The 17,906-nt window shown below is 70.2% G+C and carries 13 protein-coding genes and 3 pseudogenes; 7 read left to right on the plus strand and 9 right to left on the minus strand.

Annotated features, from left to right (window positions below; genetic code table 11):
* Both ACQB60_RS24515 and ACQB60_RS24520 read left to right on the plus strand, forming a co-directional pair.
* Positions 1 to 640 (plus strand): SMI1/KNR4 family protein (locus ACQB60_RS24515; RefSeq protein WP_496928267.1); only part of this gene is annotated, 640 nt, incomplete at its 5' end.
* A gap of 260 nt (positions 641 to 900) precedes the next feature.
* A pseudogene (locus ACQB60_RS24520) lies at positions 901 to 1,848 on the plus strand (ISAzo13 family transposase); the annotation flags it as partial.
* Between the two features lie 141 nt (positions 1,849 to 1,989).
* Here the strand turns inward: ACQB60_RS24520 and ACQB60_RS24525 are convergent.
* Positions 1,990 to 3,117, minus strand: a pseudogene (locus tag ACQB60_RS24525) (tyrosine-type recombinase/integrase); the annotation flags it as partial.
* 612 nt (positions 3,118 to 3,729) lie between these two features.
* Here ACQB60_RS24525 and ACQB60_RS24530 point away from each other — a divergent pair.
* Together ACQB60_RS24530 and ACQB60_RS24535 are read left to right on the plus strand one after the other, a co-directional pair.
* Positions 3,730 to 3,921 (plus strand): annotated as a pseudogene (locus tag ACQB60_RS24530) (CorA family divalent cation transporter); the annotation flags it as partial.
* Positions 3,922 to 4,052: 131 nt separating this feature from the next.
* Entirely contained in the window at positions 4,053 to 4,544 is a 492-nt protein-coding gene (locus ACQB60_RS24535; RefSeq protein WP_496928268.1) for a 2'-5' RNA ligase family protein, read from the plus strand.
* Between the two features lie 138 nt (positions 4,545 to 4,682).
* On the opposite strand, the gene ACQB60_RS24540 is transcribed toward ACQB60_RS24535, so the two are convergent.
* From ACQB60_RS24540 to ACQB60_RS24550, 3 genes are all read right to left on the minus strand, one after another.
* On the minus strand, positions 4,683 to 6,284 hold the full coding sequence (locus ACQB60_RS24540; RefSeq protein ID WP_496928269.1) for an amidase: 1,602 nt from the start codon (positions 6,282 to 6,284) through the stop codon (positions 4,683 to 4,685).
* Positions 6,285 to 6,409: 125 nt separating this feature from the next.
* Positions 6,410 to 7,573 carry an FAD-dependent oxidoreductase gene (locus ACQB60_RS24545; RefSeq protein ID WP_496928270.1) on the minus strand — a complete coding sequence of 388 codons (1,164 nt, stop codon included), beginning with the start codon at positions 7,571 to 7,573 and terminating at the stop codon, positions 6,410 to 6,412.
* A 91-nt stretch (positions 7,574 to 7,664) separates the two neighbouring features.
* Positions 7,665 to 8,558: an NADP-dependent oxidoreductase gene (locus ACQB60_RS24550; RefSeq protein ID WP_496928271.1), complete on the minus strand. Its 894-nt coding sequence runs from the start codon at positions 8,556 to 8,558 to the stop codon at positions 7,665 to 7,667.
* Between the two features lie 87 nt (positions 8,559 to 8,645).
* On the opposite strand from ACQB60_RS24550, the gene ACQB60_RS24555 reads away from it, so the two are divergent.
* On the plus strand, positions 8,646 to 9,218 hold the full coding sequence (locus ACQB60_RS24555) for a TetR/AcrR family transcriptional regulator (protein ID WP_496928272.1): 573 nt from the start codon (positions 8,646 to 8,648) through the stop codon (positions 9,216 to 9,218).
* Positions 9,219 to 9,431: 213 nt separating this feature from the next.
* Here the strand turns inward: ACQB60_RS24555 and ACQB60_RS24560 are convergent, their stop codons facing one another.
* Positions 9,432 to 11,087 carry a class I adenylate-forming enzyme family protein gene (locus ACQB60_RS24560; RefSeq protein WP_496928273.1) on the minus strand — a complete coding sequence of 552 codons (1,656 nt, stop codon included), beginning with the start codon at positions 11,085 to 11,087 and terminating at the stop codon, positions 9,432 to 9,434.
* A 178-nt stretch (positions 11,088 to 11,265) separates the two neighbouring features.
* On the opposite strand from ACQB60_RS24560, the gene ACQB60_RS24565 reads away from it, so the two are divergent.
* The gene (locus ACQB60_RS24565; RefSeq protein WP_496928497.1) at positions 11,266 to 12,564 is read left to right on the plus strand and encodes a phosphatase PAP2 family protein; all 1,299 of its coding nucleotides are present in this window, start codon (positions 11,266 to 11,268) and stop codon (positions 12,562 to 12,564) included.
* Positions 12,565 to 12,588: 24 nt separating this feature from the next.
* Here ACQB60_RS24565 and ACQB60_RS24570 read toward each other — a convergent pair whose 3' ends face one another.
* From ACQB60_RS24570 to ACQB60_RS24580, 3 genes are read right to left on the minus strand one after another with little or no spacing between them, the layout of a single operon-like run.
* On the minus strand, positions 12,589 to 13,695 hold the full coding sequence (locus ACQB60_RS24570) for an LCP family protein (RefSeq protein WP_496928274.1): 1,107 nt from the start codon (positions 13,693 to 13,695) through the stop codon (positions 12,589 to 12,591).
* A 2-nt stretch (positions 13,696 to 13,697) separates the two neighbouring features.
* Entirely contained in the window at positions 13,698 to 15,842 is a 2,145-nt protein-coding gene (locus ACQB60_RS24575; RefSeq protein ID WP_496928275.1) for a bifunctional polysaccharide deacetylase/glycosyltransferase family 2 protein, read from the minus strand.
* A complete protein-coding gene (locus tag ACQB60_RS24580; RefSeq protein WP_496928276.1) occupies positions 15,839 to 16,240 on the minus strand; it encodes a hypothetical protein in 402 nt (133 codons plus the stop codon). The genes ACQB60_RS24575 and ACQB60_RS24580 overlap by 4 nt, the downstream gene beginning before the upstream one ends.
* A 253-nt stretch (positions 16,241 to 16,493) precedes the next feature.
* Between ACQB60_RS24580 and ACQB60_RS24585 the strand changes: the two genes are divergently transcribed.
* On the plus strand, positions 16,494 to 16,934 hold the full coding sequence (locus ACQB60_RS24585) for an RICIN domain-containing protein (RefSeq protein WP_496928277.1): 441 nt from the start codon (positions 16,494 to 16,496) through the stop codon (positions 16,932 to 16,934).
* A gap of 72 nt (positions 16,935 to 17,006) precedes the next feature.
* Here ACQB60_RS24585 and xdhC read toward each other — a convergent pair whose 3' ends face one another.
* Entirely contained in the window at positions 17,007 to 17,906 is a 900-nt protein-coding gene (xdhC, locus tag ACQB60_RS24590) for a xanthine dehydrogenase accessory protein XdhC (RefSeq protein WP_496928278.1), read from the minus strand.

A 17,906-nucleotide genomic window follows, 5' to 3' on the forward strand; every position in this document is an offset into this window, starting at 1 on the left:
TGGTGCCGGTCCCGCCCGCTACGGCGGGACCGGCACCACCTGTCGGTCTGTCGGCGAGCGGAGGACACGAGTGTCGGTGGATGAGTCGTGGGAGAAGATCGAACGCTGGCTGGACCAGTACGCTCCGCAAGAAGAGCCTCTGCCCGGGCCGTGCACCCGCTCCGAGCTGGACGGCCTCTACAGCGCGCTCGGCGTGCGGCTGCCCGAGGATGTTGAGCAATCGCTGTTACGGCACAACGGGTCGGGGCTCACCGATGTCATCCCGTCCACGTTCGCGCTCTACAACGTCAGGCAAATCGCTGACGATCATCTGGGAACGCTCAAGTACAAGCTGAAGAACGATCACTATGGCTCGGACGACAGCCGCTTGATCGTGCCGATCGGCGCGCTGGGCGAGATGCAGCTCGTCGTCGACACCCAGACGGGGCATCTGGGGTCATGGGACATCGAGGAGACCGGCTACCGATGGTTCGAAGGCCCAGGGTGGGCATCCCTTTCGGCCGCGCTCGAAGCCACGGGAAACGCCCTGGCATCCCCGCCCCCGTGGATCGCAGTCATGGGTGACGGTGATGAGTGGCGGGCCATCGACATGGACACCGATTTCCCAGGAACACTGGTCTGGGCCGACGTGAGGGGTTAGGGCCTGTCGCCAAAGTTGATCTTGATCGTGGGCGATCAAGCCCTGTAGGGCGTGGGAATCTGACGAACGGCCAGTAAATCCGGCTTGAGCCGCTGTTGCCGCGAGGCATCCTATGACTTTTCTCCGACACCTTCCTCGGCCCTTTAAACGACAACGGGACACGACCCACCAGTGCGCCACTGGAGTACGGCGTGCGTTACGGCTAAGGGCTCGCAGAGAATCAACGTGTTGCTTCCCGTCGGCGGGATCGTTCACGTGGTATGGGCATACCTGACGAGAATCGAGAGCAACTCTCCCTCAGGTTCGGGGTGTTGTTCCCGCATCTGGATGAGCGGCAGCGCCGCCTGCTGATGGGGGCGGAGGCCCGGATTCTGGGTCACGGTGGCATCCGGGCGGTTGCGCGGGCGGCCCAGCTCAGCGAGACGACGGTCCGTAAGGGCGTCGGCGAGTTGGAGGCCGAGGAAGCACGGTTGGGACGGGTGCGCAAGCCCGGTGGTGGTCGCAAACGGGCCGTGGTCCTTGATCCGGGTCTGCGGCCCGCGCTGCTGGTACTGGTGGAGCCGGACGAGCGGGGTGATCCGATGTCGCCGCTGCGGTGGACGGTGAAGTCGACCAGGAACCTCGCCGTCGAGCTCACCCGCCGCGGGCACAAGGTGAGCGCTGACACGGTCGCAGACCTGCTGCGTGAGGAGGGCTTCAGCTTGCAGGCCGGCGCCAAGACTCTCGAGGGCACACAGCACCCGGACCGTGACGCCCAGTTCCGCTACATCAACGAGCAGGCGAAAGAGCACATCGACGCTGGGCAGCCGGTGATCAGCGTGGACACGAAGAAGAAGGAACTCGTCGGCGACTACAAGAACGTCGGGCGTCAGTGGCGGCCCGCGGGCGAGCCGGTCCTGGTCAAGACGCACGACTTCCTGGACCGCCAGGGGCCAGGCAAGGCGGTCCCGTACGGGATCTACGACATCGCCGCGAACACCGGCTGGGTCAGCGTCGGCACCGATCACGACACCGCCGCCTTTGTCGTCGCCTCCATCCGCCGCTGGTGGCAGGCCTGGGGTCGGCACGACTATCCGGCCGCCACCCGACTGCTGATCACAGCGGACGCAGGCGGCTCCAACGGCTACCGCACGCGCGCCTGGAAGACCGAACTCGCCGCCCTGTCCGCCGAGACGGGCTTGGAGATCACGGTCTGCCACATGCCACCAGTCCCGTTGGGGTTGGTCGCATACCCGGCCGAGCAATGCGTTGATGGCGGTGCGCCCCTTCGCCCCGGCCTTCGGCAGGAAGTGGGCGTAGTAGTGCAGCGTGATCTCTGGGGATGAGTGCCCGAGCCAGCGCGCGAGGGTGACCACCGACTCACCGGCCTCAAGGATGACGGACGCGTAGATGTGCCTCAGTACGTGGAAGCCGTCGTTGCGAGACGCCTGCCAACGCTCGCCTTCGGCTCGCATGGGAATCACGCCGGCGGCTGCCAGCGCCGGCTTCCAGACCTGGGCATTGAAGTAGTTCGCGCGGATCGCGTTGCCGTACGTCGTGGTCAGGATGAGGGTGAATGTCCGGGGCTCCCGCTCCGGCTCAGGACCTCCCCAGGGCAGCGTCACCCCAACTGCCGGGAACTCGGCGAAATGCTCGGCCAATTCGCGAGCGACCGATTCCGGCATGTCGACGACACGCGTCCTCCCGCCCTTAGGCAGAGTGAAATACAGGCGCCCCCTCAATAGCTGCACCTGGCGGCGCACATGAAGAACACCGCGCTCGAAATCAACATCCGCCGGGGAAAGACCGAATACTTCACCCTGCCGCAGGCCGCACCCCAGTGCAAGCACGACAGCGATGCGATAACGGGCCCGGATCGCCTCGCGCACCCTCCACGCGACGTGCGGCTCCCAAATCTCCCGCCGGCCTTCCGGCGCCTTCGGCCAGCGAACAGACTTGGCGCGCACCGGATTACGCACCAGCCGCCGGTCATCGACAGCCGCCTCAAGGACATTCGAAAGGACGGCCAGGATCTGACGGCTGTAGCGCGGCGAGCATTCTGCCTCAAGTACCGGAATGTAGCCGCGGATACGCGCGGGCGTGATCTCCCGCAGCGGAAGGGCCCCCAGGTGCGGCAGGACATGCAGCCGCACACGCCGCTCCACTCCCTGCCGCGTGCCAGCGGCACCACGAAGACCCGGCTGCCAGAACGACGCCACATAGTCGGCAAGCGTGATCGAACCATCCCGAGGATCGACGAGCTCACCCCGCGACTGGTCGGTGATGGCGGCACTGAGCCAGGACTTGGCATCCTCCAGCTGCTTAAAAGACCTGTCCCGCACCCCCGGAATACCTGCAACCCGGTAGCGCGAACCCACGCCGTACCGGGCCGTCCGTTCCCGCTTCCCCGTGACACGGTCCCGCTTCTTCTTCACCCAGCGGTCTTCGATGTACCCGGCCAACCACAGGCTCCTCGCGCACGAACCCAAGGAGCACACAGCACGACGAACTCAGCGTCAGTTACGGTGCGCAAGCCGAGGGCGACATCCAGAGAAGGAGAATCCCGCTGACCTCGACCGTCCTATTCCAGCGTTTCAGCTCACCGCCGGAAGTCCCCACACCTCTCTTCCCCACCCGCACAAAGCCCATCCGGATCAGGCACAGCCCACTACCGCGAGGCTCGACACGATGCACTCATCGCGCCGGCAGAGCCGTGCGCCCACACGACACGGCAGGGGCATAGACGTCACCCAGACCCGAGCCAAGCTAGGGCACAGGTCCAGCACAGCAGCAGCGGACAAGCCCCCTCCAGCCCCACCCCTTGCGTCACCAAAGTTCCCAACCCCGTAGCGGACGCCCGCCGATATGGCTACGTTGAGTTTCGTAGGAGACCCTCTTGCGGCCCTGGATGCAACAGCATTTGGCAGCTTGCGAAGCACTGCCGCAGCGACCTCCCTTGGGGAGAATCTGGGGAGTTTCCGCACCGCTGGGGAGCGCGTGGGGAGAATCAGCTACATACAACCGCACGAAGCTGAAAGCCCCTGAAAGGCCCTCCTGCGCAGGTCAGAGGGTGCGACAGGGACAAATCCCCAGGTCAGCAAAGTGCACCAGAGGATTTCAAGAAGATCTCCTCGTGGGCGGCGATCCTCTTCGCCCCCACGCTGGTCGGCACGATCTACGGCATGAACTTCGACGCGACGCCGGAGCTGAACTGGGCGTTCGGCTATCCCTTCGCGATCCTGCTCATGGCTGTGGTCTGCGTGAGTTTGTACTTCATCTTCAAGAGGCGGGACTGGCTGTAGCGGCAAGCACTGGCGCCTCAACCGACTTCGTGTTCCGAAGATCATGAATGAGGTGCAACGCGCGCAGTGGCGGACCGGCCTGCGATGATGACGGTGTGCCAGAGCCAGGGACCACTGCCGTCGTCATTGCCTTGCCCGATGCCGCCCCACTCCTGGATGCGGCGTGGCGTATCGACCCGGCTCTGGTGCGTCGTGGGGTACCGGCGCACGTCTCGCTCCTCTACCCGTTCGTGCCGGAATCGGCGCTGACAGATCAGGACGAGAACGGCGTGCGTTCCCTGGCTGCGGATTTCCCGGCAGTTGATCTGCTCTTGGAGGAGGTCGTGACGGCGTCCGGCTTCGTCGCCGTCGCCGTTCCGGGACTCCAAACGATCGTCGATGCGTTCCGCACCCAGTGGCCCGGGTTGCGCCCGTACAAGGGCCGCTTCGGGGCGCAGCCCGCCGCCCATGTCACGGTCGCCATGGGTGCGGACGACCCGACAGCTGCCGCCCGGGTCCGCGCTGCCATCGGCAGCCTGCTGCCGATGCGCACCCGTGCGACGGCGGTCCAGCTGGTGGTGCTGACGGAGGAAGGCTGGCAGCCGCGGTTCACCGTGCCGCTCGGCGTCCCGGACGGGCCGTAGACACCGCCCGCCGGTCCCTCGCCCCTGGCCGCGAACACAGCCCGGGGCCGGCACTCCATCCGGCCATGTCCCGGCGATTCTGTTGGCGCCCACGTGACTGGCTCTGAGCCTCCCGTTCCCGGGAGGCTCAGCCCTGCGTCACGTCGTCGGCAGGTAGCGCGGTGCCCGCCACGCCTTCAAGCGGTTCTCCACCGCGGCCCCCAGCGACAGGAGTTCGGCGTCCTGGTGGTTGCCGGCCATCAGGAGTACGCCGACCGGCAGTTCGTCCACGGACCCTGCGGGTACCGAGAGGGACGGGTAGCCCGCTACGGCGGCCGGGGTGGAGGAGGGGATGACGTCGTTGTCGCCGCGTGCGCAGTCGGTCGTCCAGGCGGGCGGGTTCGTGGGCGAGGCGATGGCGTCCAGGTGGTGGGTGGCCATGGTCTCGTCGATGGAGCGGCTGGAGAGGTCCTTCAACTCGGCGCGCATCGCCCGGTACTTGGGGTCGGTGGTGGGTGGCGCGGCGAGGGCCTGCTCGAACAGCTCCTGGCCTGCGAAGCAGGATTGCTCGGCGGGGTGGGAGCGGTTGAACTCGATCAGCTCGGCCAGGTTCTGGGGGCCCTTGCGCGTGCTCAGGTAGGCGTCGATGTCCCGGTGGAACTCGCTGAGCAGCGCCGGGAATTCGAGTTCCGCGAGCCGCGCCTGGTACGGGGGCGTCACCTCGACGACCTCGGCCCCGGCCTTGCGCAGCTTCTTCGCCGTACGGGTCATCAGCGCGTCCACGTCAGGGCCGAGCGAGGGCAGACGCCACAGGCCGATCCGCTTGCCGCGGAGGCTGGTGGCGTGGCCTGCCGTCATCCCCCCGGCCTTGGCCTGGGCCTGGGTTGGGGCCTGAGCCTGCGCCTTGCCCTCGCTCAGCACCGAGAGGGTGAGCGCGGTGTCGGTCACGTTGCGGGCCATGGGCCCGGCCGTGTCCTGCTCGGCGGAGATCGGCACCACGCCCGACTGGCTGACCAGGCCGAGGCTGGGCTTGTGGCCGACGACGCCGTTCATCCCTGCCGGGCACACGATGGAACCGTCCGTCTCGGTGCCGATCGCCACCTGCGCCAGCGACGCGGCGAGCGCGGCGCCCGAACCGGCGGAGGAACCGCACGGGTTCCGGTCCAGGACGTAGGGGTTGTTGGTCTGCCCGCCCACCGCCGACCATCCCGAAGTCGGCTTGGCCGCACGGAAGTTGGCCCACTCGGACAGGTTGGTCTTGCCGAGGATCACCGCCCCCGCCCTGCGCAGCCGGGTCACGAGCACGGCATCGGTGGCGGGCGGGCTCCCTGCGAGCGCGAGCGAACCGGCCGTCGTCGGCATGTCGCTGGTGTTCACGTTGTCCTTGAGCAGGACGGGGATGCCGTCCAGCGGACCGAGAGTCTTGCCGTGCCGGTGCCTGGCGTCGCTGGCGGCCGCCTGGCGCAGCGCGGTCGGGCTGGTGCGCAGCACGGCGTGAATCTTGGGATCGACGTTCTCGATCCGTCGCAGGTAGGCCCGGGTGAGCGCCGACGAGGTCAGCGAACCGTGCGCCATGCGCGTCTGTAACTCCGGAATCGTCACGGTGTCCAGGTCGATACCGAGCGCGCGAGGTGACGTGGTCGGCTCCGTCGACCTGTCGGCGCCCTGTCCGGCGGCTTCCGCCCCCGCATTCGGTACGCCCATCAGAAGGGACCCCGCGACGAGGGCGGCGGTCATTGCGGCCATGCTTCTCTTCCCCATGCAGCTCAGCGGACTACACGGACAGCGTCCGGCGCAAGGGGGTCTTCTTCCCCTCCCTCGTGTTCCCCCGTCCCCTCGCGTTCTCCCGTTTCCTCGTGCCCCATGTTCTCCCGTCCCCCCGTGTCTCAGCCCGTGAAGAAGTTGATCATCTCCTGGGGCGTGGGGTCGTGGGCGACTGCGGTGGCAGCCGCGGCGCCGCGGGGGAACAGGCCCCGCTCGTACGCGGTGAGGGCGGTCTCGATGTCGTCGGGGTGTGCGGCGAGGGCCTCTCCGAGTTCCGCGCCGTCCTGCATGGCCAGGTTGGCGCCTTCACCGTTGGGGGCGGCGAGGTGCGCGGCGTCGCCGAGCAGGGTCACCCCCGGCACCCGGTCCCAGCGGTGTCCGACCGGCAGGGCGTGGAGGGGGCGTAGGACCGGCGGGTGCCGGCTGGCGGTGATCAGGGCGGTGAGTTCCGGTGCCCAGCCGGCGTACTCCTCCGCGATCCGCGCGGTGGTGGCGGAGGGCGTGGCGGAGGTCGCGGAGGTCGCGGCGGTCGCGGCCGCATCAGTGAAGTCGACTGCCGCGAACCAGTTCTGAGGCTTCGTCAGAGTGATGTAGGCGTGGAGGGTCCCGCCCCTCTCCCGGTGAGCCACGAGCCACTTCCCCTTCTCGTCCGGGTCGAGCGCCACGAGCGTGCCGCCGCCGACCGCCTTCGCGGTGGCCGGGTGCCTGGTGTCGGCGTCGTACAGGGAGGTCTCGACGAAGGACCGGCCCACGTATGCGGGTATGGCCTCGGAGAGCAGCGGCCGGACGCGTGACCACGCGCCGTCCGCGCCCACGAGAAGGTTCGTGACGATCGCGGTGCCGCCGGCGAAGGTCACCTCGTGGTGGCCCTCGGCGAGAGGGCGGACGCCGGTGGCCTTGTGGCCCCAGTGGACGGTTCCGTCAGGAAGCGCGTCGAGCAGCATCTGCCGCAGCTCGCCGCGCTGCACCTCAGGACTGCCGCCCGTACCGTCGTCGGCCCTGTCGAACAGGACGGTCCCGTCCCGGCCGAGAAGCCGTAACGCCTGGCGGCCCTCCAGGACGATGCCGCGGAACTCGTCCATCAATCCGGCTGCCCTGAGGGCGAGTTGACCACTGCGCTCGTGGATGTCGAGCATCCCGCCCTGCGCACGCGCCGTCGGGGAGGACTCCGCCTCGTAGACCGTGACAGGGATGCCGTGGAGGTGCAGGACGCGGGCCAGGACGAGGCCGCCGAGTCCGGCGCCGATGATCGTGACAGGGGTGTGCTCAGGGGTACGGGTGTGCATGGGGCTCCTTGTGCGGCTCGCGCCTGCCGGGTGGCCCCCGGCAGGCGCGAGGGAGGGAGTGGGGAAAGGGAGGGAAACCGCAGGAAGCGGCTCAGACGACTACGACCCTGCGCCCACGCGCATGCCCGGCACGGCTGTCGACGTGCGCCACCGCGGCCTCGGCCAGCGCGTACGACTTCTCGACCGGGATGTGCAGCTTCCCCCGCGCGATGAGGCCGACCGCCTCGGCGAGCGCCCCCGCCACATCCCCGGTCACGCCGGAGAACCGCGCACCGAACTCCGGCGCACCGAGGTCCGCGATGGAGACCACCTTCCGCGGATCCCCGGTCAGTTCGACGAGCTCGCGGACCACACCCGAGCCGGCCAGATCGAGCGCCGCGTCGACCCGGCCGAGCCGCCGCACCCGCTCGACCCAGCCCTCCCCGTACGTCGTGGCGAGGGCGCCCAGGCTCCGTACGTAGTCCTGGTTCGCCGCCCCGGCGGTGCCGATCACCGTGATGCCGCGGTCGCGGGCGATCTGCAACACCGCCGATCCCACTCCCCCGGACGCGCCGCTGACCAGCAGCGTCTGTCCGGGCTCCACACCGACTTCGCCGATGATGCGCAGCGCGGTCTCCACGACCGAGGGGTATCCGGCCGCCTCCTCGAAGGTCAGGCCCTCGGGCATACGGGCCCAGGCCGACAGCACGGCGAACTCGGCATACGTACTCGACCCCCGCCCGAACACGTGGTCGCCGACCTCGACCCCGTCGACGCCCGCGCCGACCTCGTCCACCACCCCGGCGGCGTCCTGCCCGACTCCGGCGGGCAACTCGACCGGGCGGACCTTCTGGAACTGGCCTTCGCGGATCCGCCAGTCGATGGGGTTCACGCCCGCCACCCGTACGGCGACGCGTATCTGGCCGGGGCCCGCGTGGGGCTCCTCGGCGTCGGTGAGGTGCAGGACATCCGGGCCACCGAACGCGGCGAAGCTCACTCTCTTCATGCCGCCGACCGTAACACTAACGGTTAGCCCTTTGGAACGGTTAGGGTTTTTGAACCGTTACGGCTATGCACCTGATAGCGTCAGCGCATGACCGTGCCGACGACCGGGCGCCGCGAGCGCAAGAAGGCCGCGACCCGCCAGAAGATCGCCGACACCGCCCTGCGGCTCTTCCTGGAACGGGGATACGAGGCGGTGGGCATCCGCGACGTGGCGGCCGAGGCCGACGTCGCCGTCACCACGCTCTTCTCCCACTTCGCCTCGAAAGAGGCCCTGGTCTTCGAGCAGGACGACAATTTCGAGCAACGCCTCACGCAGGCGGTCACCGACCGGGCGCCGGACGAGCCGCTCATCCCCGCGCTGCGCCGCGAGATCCACGCGATGGTCCGGCACTGCACGGCGGACGGCTCCGCCCCGGTCTACCGCATGATCGACGAGTCGCGTGCCCTGCGGGAGTACGAGGAGTCGATGCGGCTGCGCCACGCGGAGTCGCTGGCCACGGCGCTCGTCGACGATCCCCGACTGACGCAGAGCGCGACGGCCTGCCGGACGATCGCGCGGTTCGTGATCGACGCCTACGCGCTGGCCCGCGAGGCCGCCGACCCGCAGGCCGCCGTGGACGAGATCTTCCAGATGATCGAGGCGGCCTGGAAAGTCGCGTGAGCAGAGAGGCCACCTGACCTGAGAAGCCGCCCGGCCTGCTACGAGCAGGGGGGGCACGGACTCTGCGCGAGCGCCCCGGACACGGCGTGCTGTGCCCGTGGGGCGGGATCCGGGGGCGGCCCCACCGGCCAGCGGGACTCCGCACCGTAACGTCACGGACGACCTCAAACGGGGGTGCCCGGCGACAGGACGCCGGGCACCCCCTCCCGCGTTCTACGGCGTGACCGTGCCCCCACCCGTCCACTCCGCGCGCAGCGCCTTCTTGTCCACCTTGCCGACCTTCGTCGTCGGCAGCCGGTCGAGGAGGACCGTCTTGCGGGGCGTGTACAGGTCGCCCAGCTCGCGGGTCACCGCCGCCGCGACCGCGACCGGGTCGACGTCGGCGTCCGGCGCCGTGGCGAGGAAGATCTGCACGGCCTCGCCGTACTCCTCGTCCGGCACGCCCACCGCCGCCGCGTTGCGCACGCCGGGCAGCGTGAGCAGGAAGTCCTCCAGGACGCGGGAGTAGACGTTGTCGCTGGTGCTGCCGGTGACGATGATGTCCTTGGCCCGGTCGACGAGGTAGAGGTACCCCTCGGCGTCGAGGTAGCCCATGTCCCCGGTGCGCAGCCAGCCCTCGTGCAGCGCCTCCGCGGTGCGCTTGGGGTCCTCGTAGTAGCCGAGCATCACCGTGTCGCCCCGGACGCACACCTCGCCGACCTGCAGGGCGGGCAGTGCCGCCGCGCTGTCCTCGCCCTCGTCACGGATCTCGATCTCGGTGTCGGCTATCGCGCGGCCGCAGCTGCGCCAGAGTTCGGGCCGCCGGGCCGCCTCCGAGGCGAGGTCGTCCGCACCGAACGCGGCGATGCCGAGCGCCTCCGACTGCCCGTAACCCTGGCCGAGCACCGGGCCGAAGACCTCGACCGCCTGCTGCAGGCGGCTGGGCGACGTGGCCGCGCCGCCGACGACGATCCGCCGCAGCTCGGGCAGGACGCCCGGCTCGCACTCCGGGTGGTCGAGCACCGCGTACAGCATGGGCGGCACGAACATGGTGGTGGTGATCCGCTCCTCGCGCAGCACCGTGAGGGCCGCGCCCGGCTCGAACTCGGGCAGCACCACGAGGACGGACCCCGTCACCAGCGCCTGGATCGACGTGAGGTGGCCGCTGCCGTGCGTGAGCAGCGTGGCGGCGAGCACCCGGTCCGTGCCCGGGGTCATGGGCGGGAAGAAGCCCGTGGAGCGTGCGCTCGGGGAGGAGTCGTCCTGCGGGGTCTCCTCCGCCAGGTCCACCAGCACGTCGTAGAGCCGGTGGCTGTGCGCGGCGAGCTTGGGGCGGCCCAGGGTGCCGCCGGTGTAGAGGACGGTGACGGCCTCGTCCGCTCCCGGGGCGGGCACGCCGTCGGGGCGGGTCTCGGGGCAGTCGGCCGCGTCCGCCACGGCCAGCAGGTCCGTGCACTGCCGCGCACACGGCCCGAGGCCGAGCAGCGCCGGTGAGTGGAGGCTGCGGCCCGCGGCGTCGGCCGCCCGGTCCGCGAAGAGGGGGTCGGTGATCACCGCGCGTGCCCCGGACTGCTCGACCAGGGCGGCGAGTTCGCCGGGCCCGGGCTCGGGGGGCAGGAACACGACGCGGCAGCCTATGAGGTGCACCGCGAGCTGGACGAGGACGGAGTCCACGCGGTTGGCCAGGAATAATCCCACTCCGTCGCCGGGCACGAGGCCCTGGCGGCGCAGCGCGTGCCCCAGGCGGAACAGCCGCCTCCGGGCTTCCCCCCGGGTCAGCCGCTGTGCACCCTGGACGAGCGCCTCGGCGTTCTCGTCCTTGTGCCAGTGCTCCAGGATGTGGTCCAGGTACGTCCGCGGCCCTGATCTTCCCTGTGCGTTAACGATCATGAACCCATGCAAACACGCCCCACGGGGATCGCTGATGCGCAGGGGCCACCTTCGGCCACGGGCCGGCGGAGGGCAGGTGGCATGATCGGGCCCTGCACCTCTTCACCCAGCCTCGAACAAAACGGCCAAACCATTGATACCTATACCTTCGCGGAATTCTTCGCGAATTGACCGCAGAATCCTGTGGGCCGCCGCGACCGCGGTGGCCCTCGGGTTCCTCGTCGCCCTGGAGATCGCCGCGCGCCACTACGGGGGCGTGCCGGGACCGATCACCAACCAGGCGCGAGAGGTGATCTTCCCGCCCAAGCCGGGGCCGCTGTACGGCGGTCTGGGGCTGATGATGGTGGTGCTCACCTGGCGGCAGCGGTTCATCGCGGCCGGCGCCGCGGTCGGCATCGACCTCGTCTTCATCCTGGTGCGGTGGGCGGCCGGCGTCGAGGTGCCCGAGGACCAGTTCTTCGGCAACGGCGCGCTGTGGGCGATGCTCGGCTGTGCGGTCTTCGCGCTCACGCGCCGCACCGGCCAGGAGAGGCTCCTGCTGCTGAAGGGCGTGGGCCTCGGCCTGCTCCTGGTGACCGGGCGCAAGGCCGGTGACACCTGGCTGCTCATCACGTCGAAGACCCGCCCGACCGTCCTCGACCCGTACGTGGCGGCCGCCGACCACGCGCTGGGCAACCCGTCGTGGCTGGCCGGCCGGCTGCTGGAGGCCAGCGGCCCGGTCACCACCCACGTCCTCGACCTGGTCTACGCGCAGCTCGCGGTGGCCGCGGTCGTCGTCGCCGTGTACCAGCTGCGCAACGTGGCGGCCGAGGGGCGCTTCCCGCGCCACCACCTGGTGCGCACCTTCCTGGTGATCGGGGTCATCGGGCCGGGCGTCTACATGCTCTTCCCGGTGGTCGGGCCGATCTTCGCGTACGGTCCCGGCACCTCGGGCACCGGCGGCGTCGAGTGGGCGGTGGCCAACGTGTGGCCGCACACGGCGCCGTCGATCGGCGTCCCGCACCCGGTGCCGTACGACGGGATCACCCCGCGCAACTGCATGCCCAGCCTGCACACGGCATGGGCCACCACGATCTTCATCCACTCCCGCAAGGGCCCCCGCCTGCTGCGGTACGCGGGCACGTTCTGGCTGGTGGCCACCCTCTGCGCGACGCTGGGCTTCGGCTACCACTACGGCGTGGACCTCGTCGCGGGCATCGTGTTCGTGCTGACCGTCGAGGCGGCCCTGCGCGCGTACGACCGCGGCTGGGACCGGGCGGGGGTTCGACTGGTCGCCCACGGCACCGTGGTCTTCGCCGCGCTCCTGCTGTCGTACCGCTGTCTGCCGCAGGAAATGGCCGCCAACCCCTGGCTGTTCGGCCCCCTGGTCCTCCTGGCGATGGCCTCCGTGATCTACGGATACGTACGCACCACCAGGGCCTGGGAGCCGAAGATCGCGCCGGCGAAACCGCTGGAACCGCAGCCCGAGCTGATCTAGGGCCCGCCCGGGCCGCGGTTCCCGTCAGGGCCGGAGAGGTCGTGTCCGGCCCCCCTTCTCCGTCAGCGGCCGGTCGTGCCGCAGGTCGTCGAAGAGCCGGGCCGACCTCTTGGCGTCCCACTTGAGGACGTTGCCCTTGGGCGTGGGGACGCCGATGCCGGAAACGGGCACGTTGATCTGCTTGCCCTTGCCGCCGGTCACGCTCTGCACGGCCCGGAACATGGTGCTGAGCTCGCGCAGGCTCATGCCCTTGTCGACGATGAGCGTGTCGAGGCCCGCCTGCACGGCCGGGCCGATCTCCGTCGGGTCGAAGAGCGTGCCGGGCCGGGCGGCCTGCTGGGCGAGGGCCGCCAGGAACTTCTGCTGGTTCCTGGACCGGCCCAGGTCGCCCTCCTTCTCCTGGTGCCGCTGGCGGACGAAGGCGAGCGCCTGCTTGCCGTTCAGGGTGTGACAGCCCTTGCGCAGATCGGCGCCCGACTTCTTGTCCCTGATGTCGCGGTCCAGGCACATCTCGACGCCGCCGATGGCGTCCACGATGTTCACGAACCCGGCGAAGCCGATCTCCGCGTAGTGGTCGATGCGCAGCCCGGTGTTCTTCTCGATGGTGTGCACGAGGAGTTCGGGCCCCCCGTAGGAGAAGGCCGCGTTGAGCTTGTCCCCCTCGGGCCGCTTCGTCTTGCCCGTCAGCGTGTCCAGACGGCCGGGCACGGTCACCCACGAGTCGCGCGGCAGGCTGACCATGCTGGTGCCGTGGGCGCCGGTGTGCAGCAGCATCATCGAGTCGGTGCGCCGCCCGCCGCCCCCGCCCGCGTGCAGGTCCTTCACGTCGCCGTCGGAGAGCCCGTCGCGGCTGTCCGAGCCCACGATCAGGTAGTTGGTGCCCTCGCCGGGCGGCGGACGGTCCCCGTACGCGCCGAGGTCGACGTCCCGCTGGAGCCGGGTCTCGGCCCAGCCGTACGTGCCGCCCACCGCGACCGCCACGACGGCCAGCAGCGTGAGCACCACCCGCCGCAGCCTCCTGCGCTTCACCTTCGACTGCCGGGCGTGGGCGCGCCGGGGCCCGTAGTGGGAGCTGGGCCGCTCGGCGAACCGCTCGCGCGCGGCGGAGTCGTCCAGAACCGGTTCCGTCATGGTCAACTCCCTTGAAGGCTCGGCCGCGTCTCATCGGGCGGCACTTCCGGTGCTTCTGACGCGTCCGGGGCTCCCGGGGATCCCGTGCCGTCCGGGGCTTCGAGCAGATACGGGTCCGCCGTCCCCGTGCGCTTCATGCTGTGCCACTTCAGACGGGTGCCGAGCAGCGCCGTCGTCACGGAGTGGATGACCACCAGGTACATCAACTGCCGGTAGACGAACTGCTGGAGCGGCAGCACCCACAGCACGCGCAGCCGTTCCCGGTCGAGCCGCAGCGCGTACGCGGCGGTGACCAGCTGGACGGAGAGGAAGCCGAACCAGACGAGGGCCGCCTCCACGGGGTCGCGGAACAGGGCCCCGAACAGGGCGAACATGTCCACGACCGGGGCGCACAGCGGCAGCACGATCTGGAACAGCGTGACGTAGAGCATGACGCGGCGGCCGAAGCGCCCGGCGGGCCCGACCTCCACCGCCGCGTGCCGGTGCTTCCACATCGCCTGGAGGGTGCCGTAGCACCAGCGGTAGCGCTGGCGCCACAACTGCCGCACGCTGGTGGGCACTTCGGTCCAGGCGACCGCCGACTCCTCGTAGACGACGCGCCAGCCGGCCCGCCACAGCGCCATGGTGAGGTCGGTGTCCTCGGCCAGGGTCTCGTCGCTGACACCGCCGATGCCCATCAGCGCGTCCCTGCGGAAGGCCCCGATCGCCCCCGGCACCGTCGGCATGCACTCCAGGACCTCGAACATCCGCCGGTCGAGGTTGAAGCCGAGGACGTACTCCAGGTGCTGCCACTTGCCGAGGAGACGGCGCCGGTTGCCGACCTTGGTGTTGCCGCTGACCGCCCCCACCGCGGGGTGGGCGAGCGGCTGGATCAGCCGGGCCAGCGACTCGGGTTCGAAGATGGTGTCCGCGTCGACCATGACCACGATGTCGTACCGGGCGTGCGCCAGGCCGGTGTTGAGGGCGCTGGGCTTGCCGCTGTTGGGCTGCCGGATGACCGTCACGCGCGGATCGTCGATGCTCTCGGCGATGTCGGCGGTGGCGTCGGTCGAGCCGTCGTCGATCACGATGATCTGCAGGTGCGCGTGGGTGGAGGCCAGCAGCGAGTACACCGTCCCCGCGATCCCGGCCTCCTCGTTGTACGCGGGCACCAGGACCGTCACCGGGTCCCGCACCTCGCGCAGCCGGGGCGCGCCCGGCCGGTAGCGGCGCAGCCTGCGCACATGGAGCCGGGCGAACAGCGCGAACAGCAGCATCCGCAGGACTCCGAGCACACCCGTGAGGGTCAGCGTCCACACCATCACGGTGAGGAAGGCGTGCCCGAGCCGCTGCGACCAGATCAGGCCCTCCCCCTTGATCTCCTGCGCGACCGGCACCGCGTCGACGAAGGAGGGGCGGCCGAGCCCCTTGCTGACCGTGGTGAACCGCTTCACGCTCTGGTCCCGCAGCAGGTCCTCGGCCTCGTGGTAGCCCAGGTCGGTCTGGCTGTGCTGGGTCACCAGGCCCCGCCACGGCTTGCGGTCCTTGTGGTCCGAGGCGACCACGAGGTACCCCTGCTCCGCGGCGCGCCGCGCGGCCGGCCACTGCGGGCCGCAGAGCGTGTCCGCGGCCGTGGTGTGCGGCAGCCGCAGCAGGGTGGTGCTGATCCCGGCCGCGCCCGCGAACGCGCTCTGGGTGAGCGACAGTTCGAGACGCGCGCGCAGCGGCGAGGCCACGCCCAGATCGCCCCCGCTGTACGTGTACGAGCCGACCTCGTGGCCCTCGTCCAGGATCCGCCGCAGCAGCTCCGGCTGCTCGGCCGCGTCCTTCCCGTAGACGAAGAAGGTGGCCCGCGCGTGGTGCCTGCGCAACAGGTCGAGCAGGCGCGGCGTCCACTTCGGGTCGAACCCGCCGTCGAAGGTGAGCGCGACCGTCCCGCGCGGCATGGCCGCGGTGGTCACGCCCCGCGGGCCGAACCGCAGCAGCGGCTTCCCGTCGTCGGCCTCGCGCGGGATCGGGCGGGTGCACGGCGGTTTGGTGCGCGCGGCGTCGACCTGATGGGTCGTCCAGCCCTCGAAGAGGAGGGCGACGGCCACCACCAGGAGCACGAGGAGGAGGACGACCCAGTGGCCGCGCGGCGGTCGGCGGACGGCGGCGCCCCGCCTCACTGCCGAATGCCTCCGGCCGGCGCCGGTCCCGCTCTGTCGGCATCCGCCCCCGAATGCCCGGAAGACCCGGAAGACCCGGAAGTCCCGGACGGCGCCGACCCGTTCGTCCCCGGCGGCTGCGAGCCGACGGGCTGCCGGAGCCCGCTGACCACCATGCCGACGAAGAGCAGGAAGCCCAGGCAGACGAGGCCCACGACCAGCGCCATGCCGCGCAGGGTGCGCCTGCGCCAGCCCGACGGGTCGACGAATATGGGGAGTTCGGACCCGGCGAGGAGTGGCGGCTCGGCCGCCGGGTCGCGCCAGGCCCGGTCCGGGTACTGCTGCGCCCCTCGCGCAGGGGGTATCGGCGACGATCGCCCGTCGTGCGGTGTGCTGGCTATGTGGGGGATGCCCTGCACTGTTGCTCCTGATCTGCGGCCGCGCACGCGCGGCTCTTTATGTGTGGGGGGTACGGGCCCGGGGGCCACGAGCCATCGACCCTACTCGCGCACCTGGGTGGCGGGGCAACAGGGCACCCAGGAGCGGCAGATGACCCTCGTTTGCGAATGATGATCTTGCGCGGTTAGTGTCAACGGCGCCTAAATGCGCGGCAATGCGCAATAAGGGACCACTCAGACAACTCCAGCCACTCCACACAACAGGGGGACACTCATGAACAAGCGCCTGATCGGCACCTGGGCAGCGTCGGCGGTCGTCGCTCCGGCCCTGCTCCTCGCGGGCTCGGGCACGGCATCCGCGAACGGGAACGTCTCGTGGAAGAACAAGGGCAACGGCCTGTGCCTGATGTACGGGAACGGCATGGTGCTCACGGGCAGCGCCTGCGGCAAGGCGGGCGGCTCCTGGTACGAGACCAAGCAGTCCGACGGCACGTTCACGCTGAAGACCCTCGGCTACTGCCTCGACAGCAACAAGGCCGGCAAGGTCTACGCCATCAAGTGCAACGGCGGGAACAACCAGAAGTGGAGCGAGATCAAGACGGCGGGCGGCTGGCGCCTGGTGAACAAGGCCACGAACCTCACTCTTGGCTCGAACGGCCAGCACATGGTCTACACGGGCATCGACGCCGGTGGTAAGTACCAGCGCTGGTCGTAACTCCCGGCTCCAACTCCCGGACTCCGGGCCCCAGCTCCTGGACCCCGAGCCCCAACTCCCGGACTCCCGGCCCTATCCGGCCACGGGCAGGCTTCGCACCGAGGGCTCGGCCTGTGCCACCGGCTGGGCGGGCCGGGACGTGGCGGCGGACTCGGCGGACCGGCCGGACTGGGCGGACTGGAAGGTCTGCAGCAGGTCCGCCGCCACGCTCACCGCGATCGTGGCCGGTTCCTTGCCGGAGATCTCCGGCAGACCGATCGGCGTCTTGATCCGGTCGATCGTCGCGTCGTCGTGACCGCCCTCGGTGGACAGCCGCTTGCGGAAGCGCGCCCACTTCGCGGCCGAGCCGATGAGGCCGATCGAGCCGAGGTCAGGGGTGCGCAGGGCGGCGTCGCACAGCGCGGCGTCCTCGGCGTGGTCATGGGTCATGATCAGCACGTGGGTGCCGGGTGCCAGCTCCTCGAGCACCTCCTCCGGCAGCAGCGGAGTGTGGTGCACATGGACCTGCGCCACCGCGTCGTCGAGCACCTCGAGCCGTTCCTCGGTGAGCATCTCCGGGCGGGTGTCGATCAGATGCAGGTCCATGTCGTGGCGGGCCAGGATGCGCGCCAGCTCGTAACCGACGTGCCCGACACCGAAGATCGCCACCGCCGGCACCACCGGCAGCGGTTCGAGCAGCACGCTGACGGCGCCGCCGCAGCACTGCACGCCGTGCCGGCTGGTGACCTTGTCGTTGAGGGCGAAGTCCATCAGCTCGGGCTCCGGGCCGGGCGCGGCGATCAGCTCGCGCGCCCGGTCCACGGCGACGGCCTCGATGTTGCCGCCGCCGATGGAACCCCACGTCTCGGTCTCGCCCACGACGAGCTTGGCACCGGGCTTGCGGGGTGCGTGGCCGCGCACGGTCGCGACGGTCACGAGCACGCCGGTCTCCCGGCGAGCCCGCAACCGCGCGACCGCGGCCACCCACGTCAT

This window comes from Streptomyces odontotermitis, assembly GCF_050510915.1.
Classification (GTDB): Bacteria; Actinomycetota; Actinomycetes; order Streptomycetales; family Streptomycetaceae; genus Streptomyces.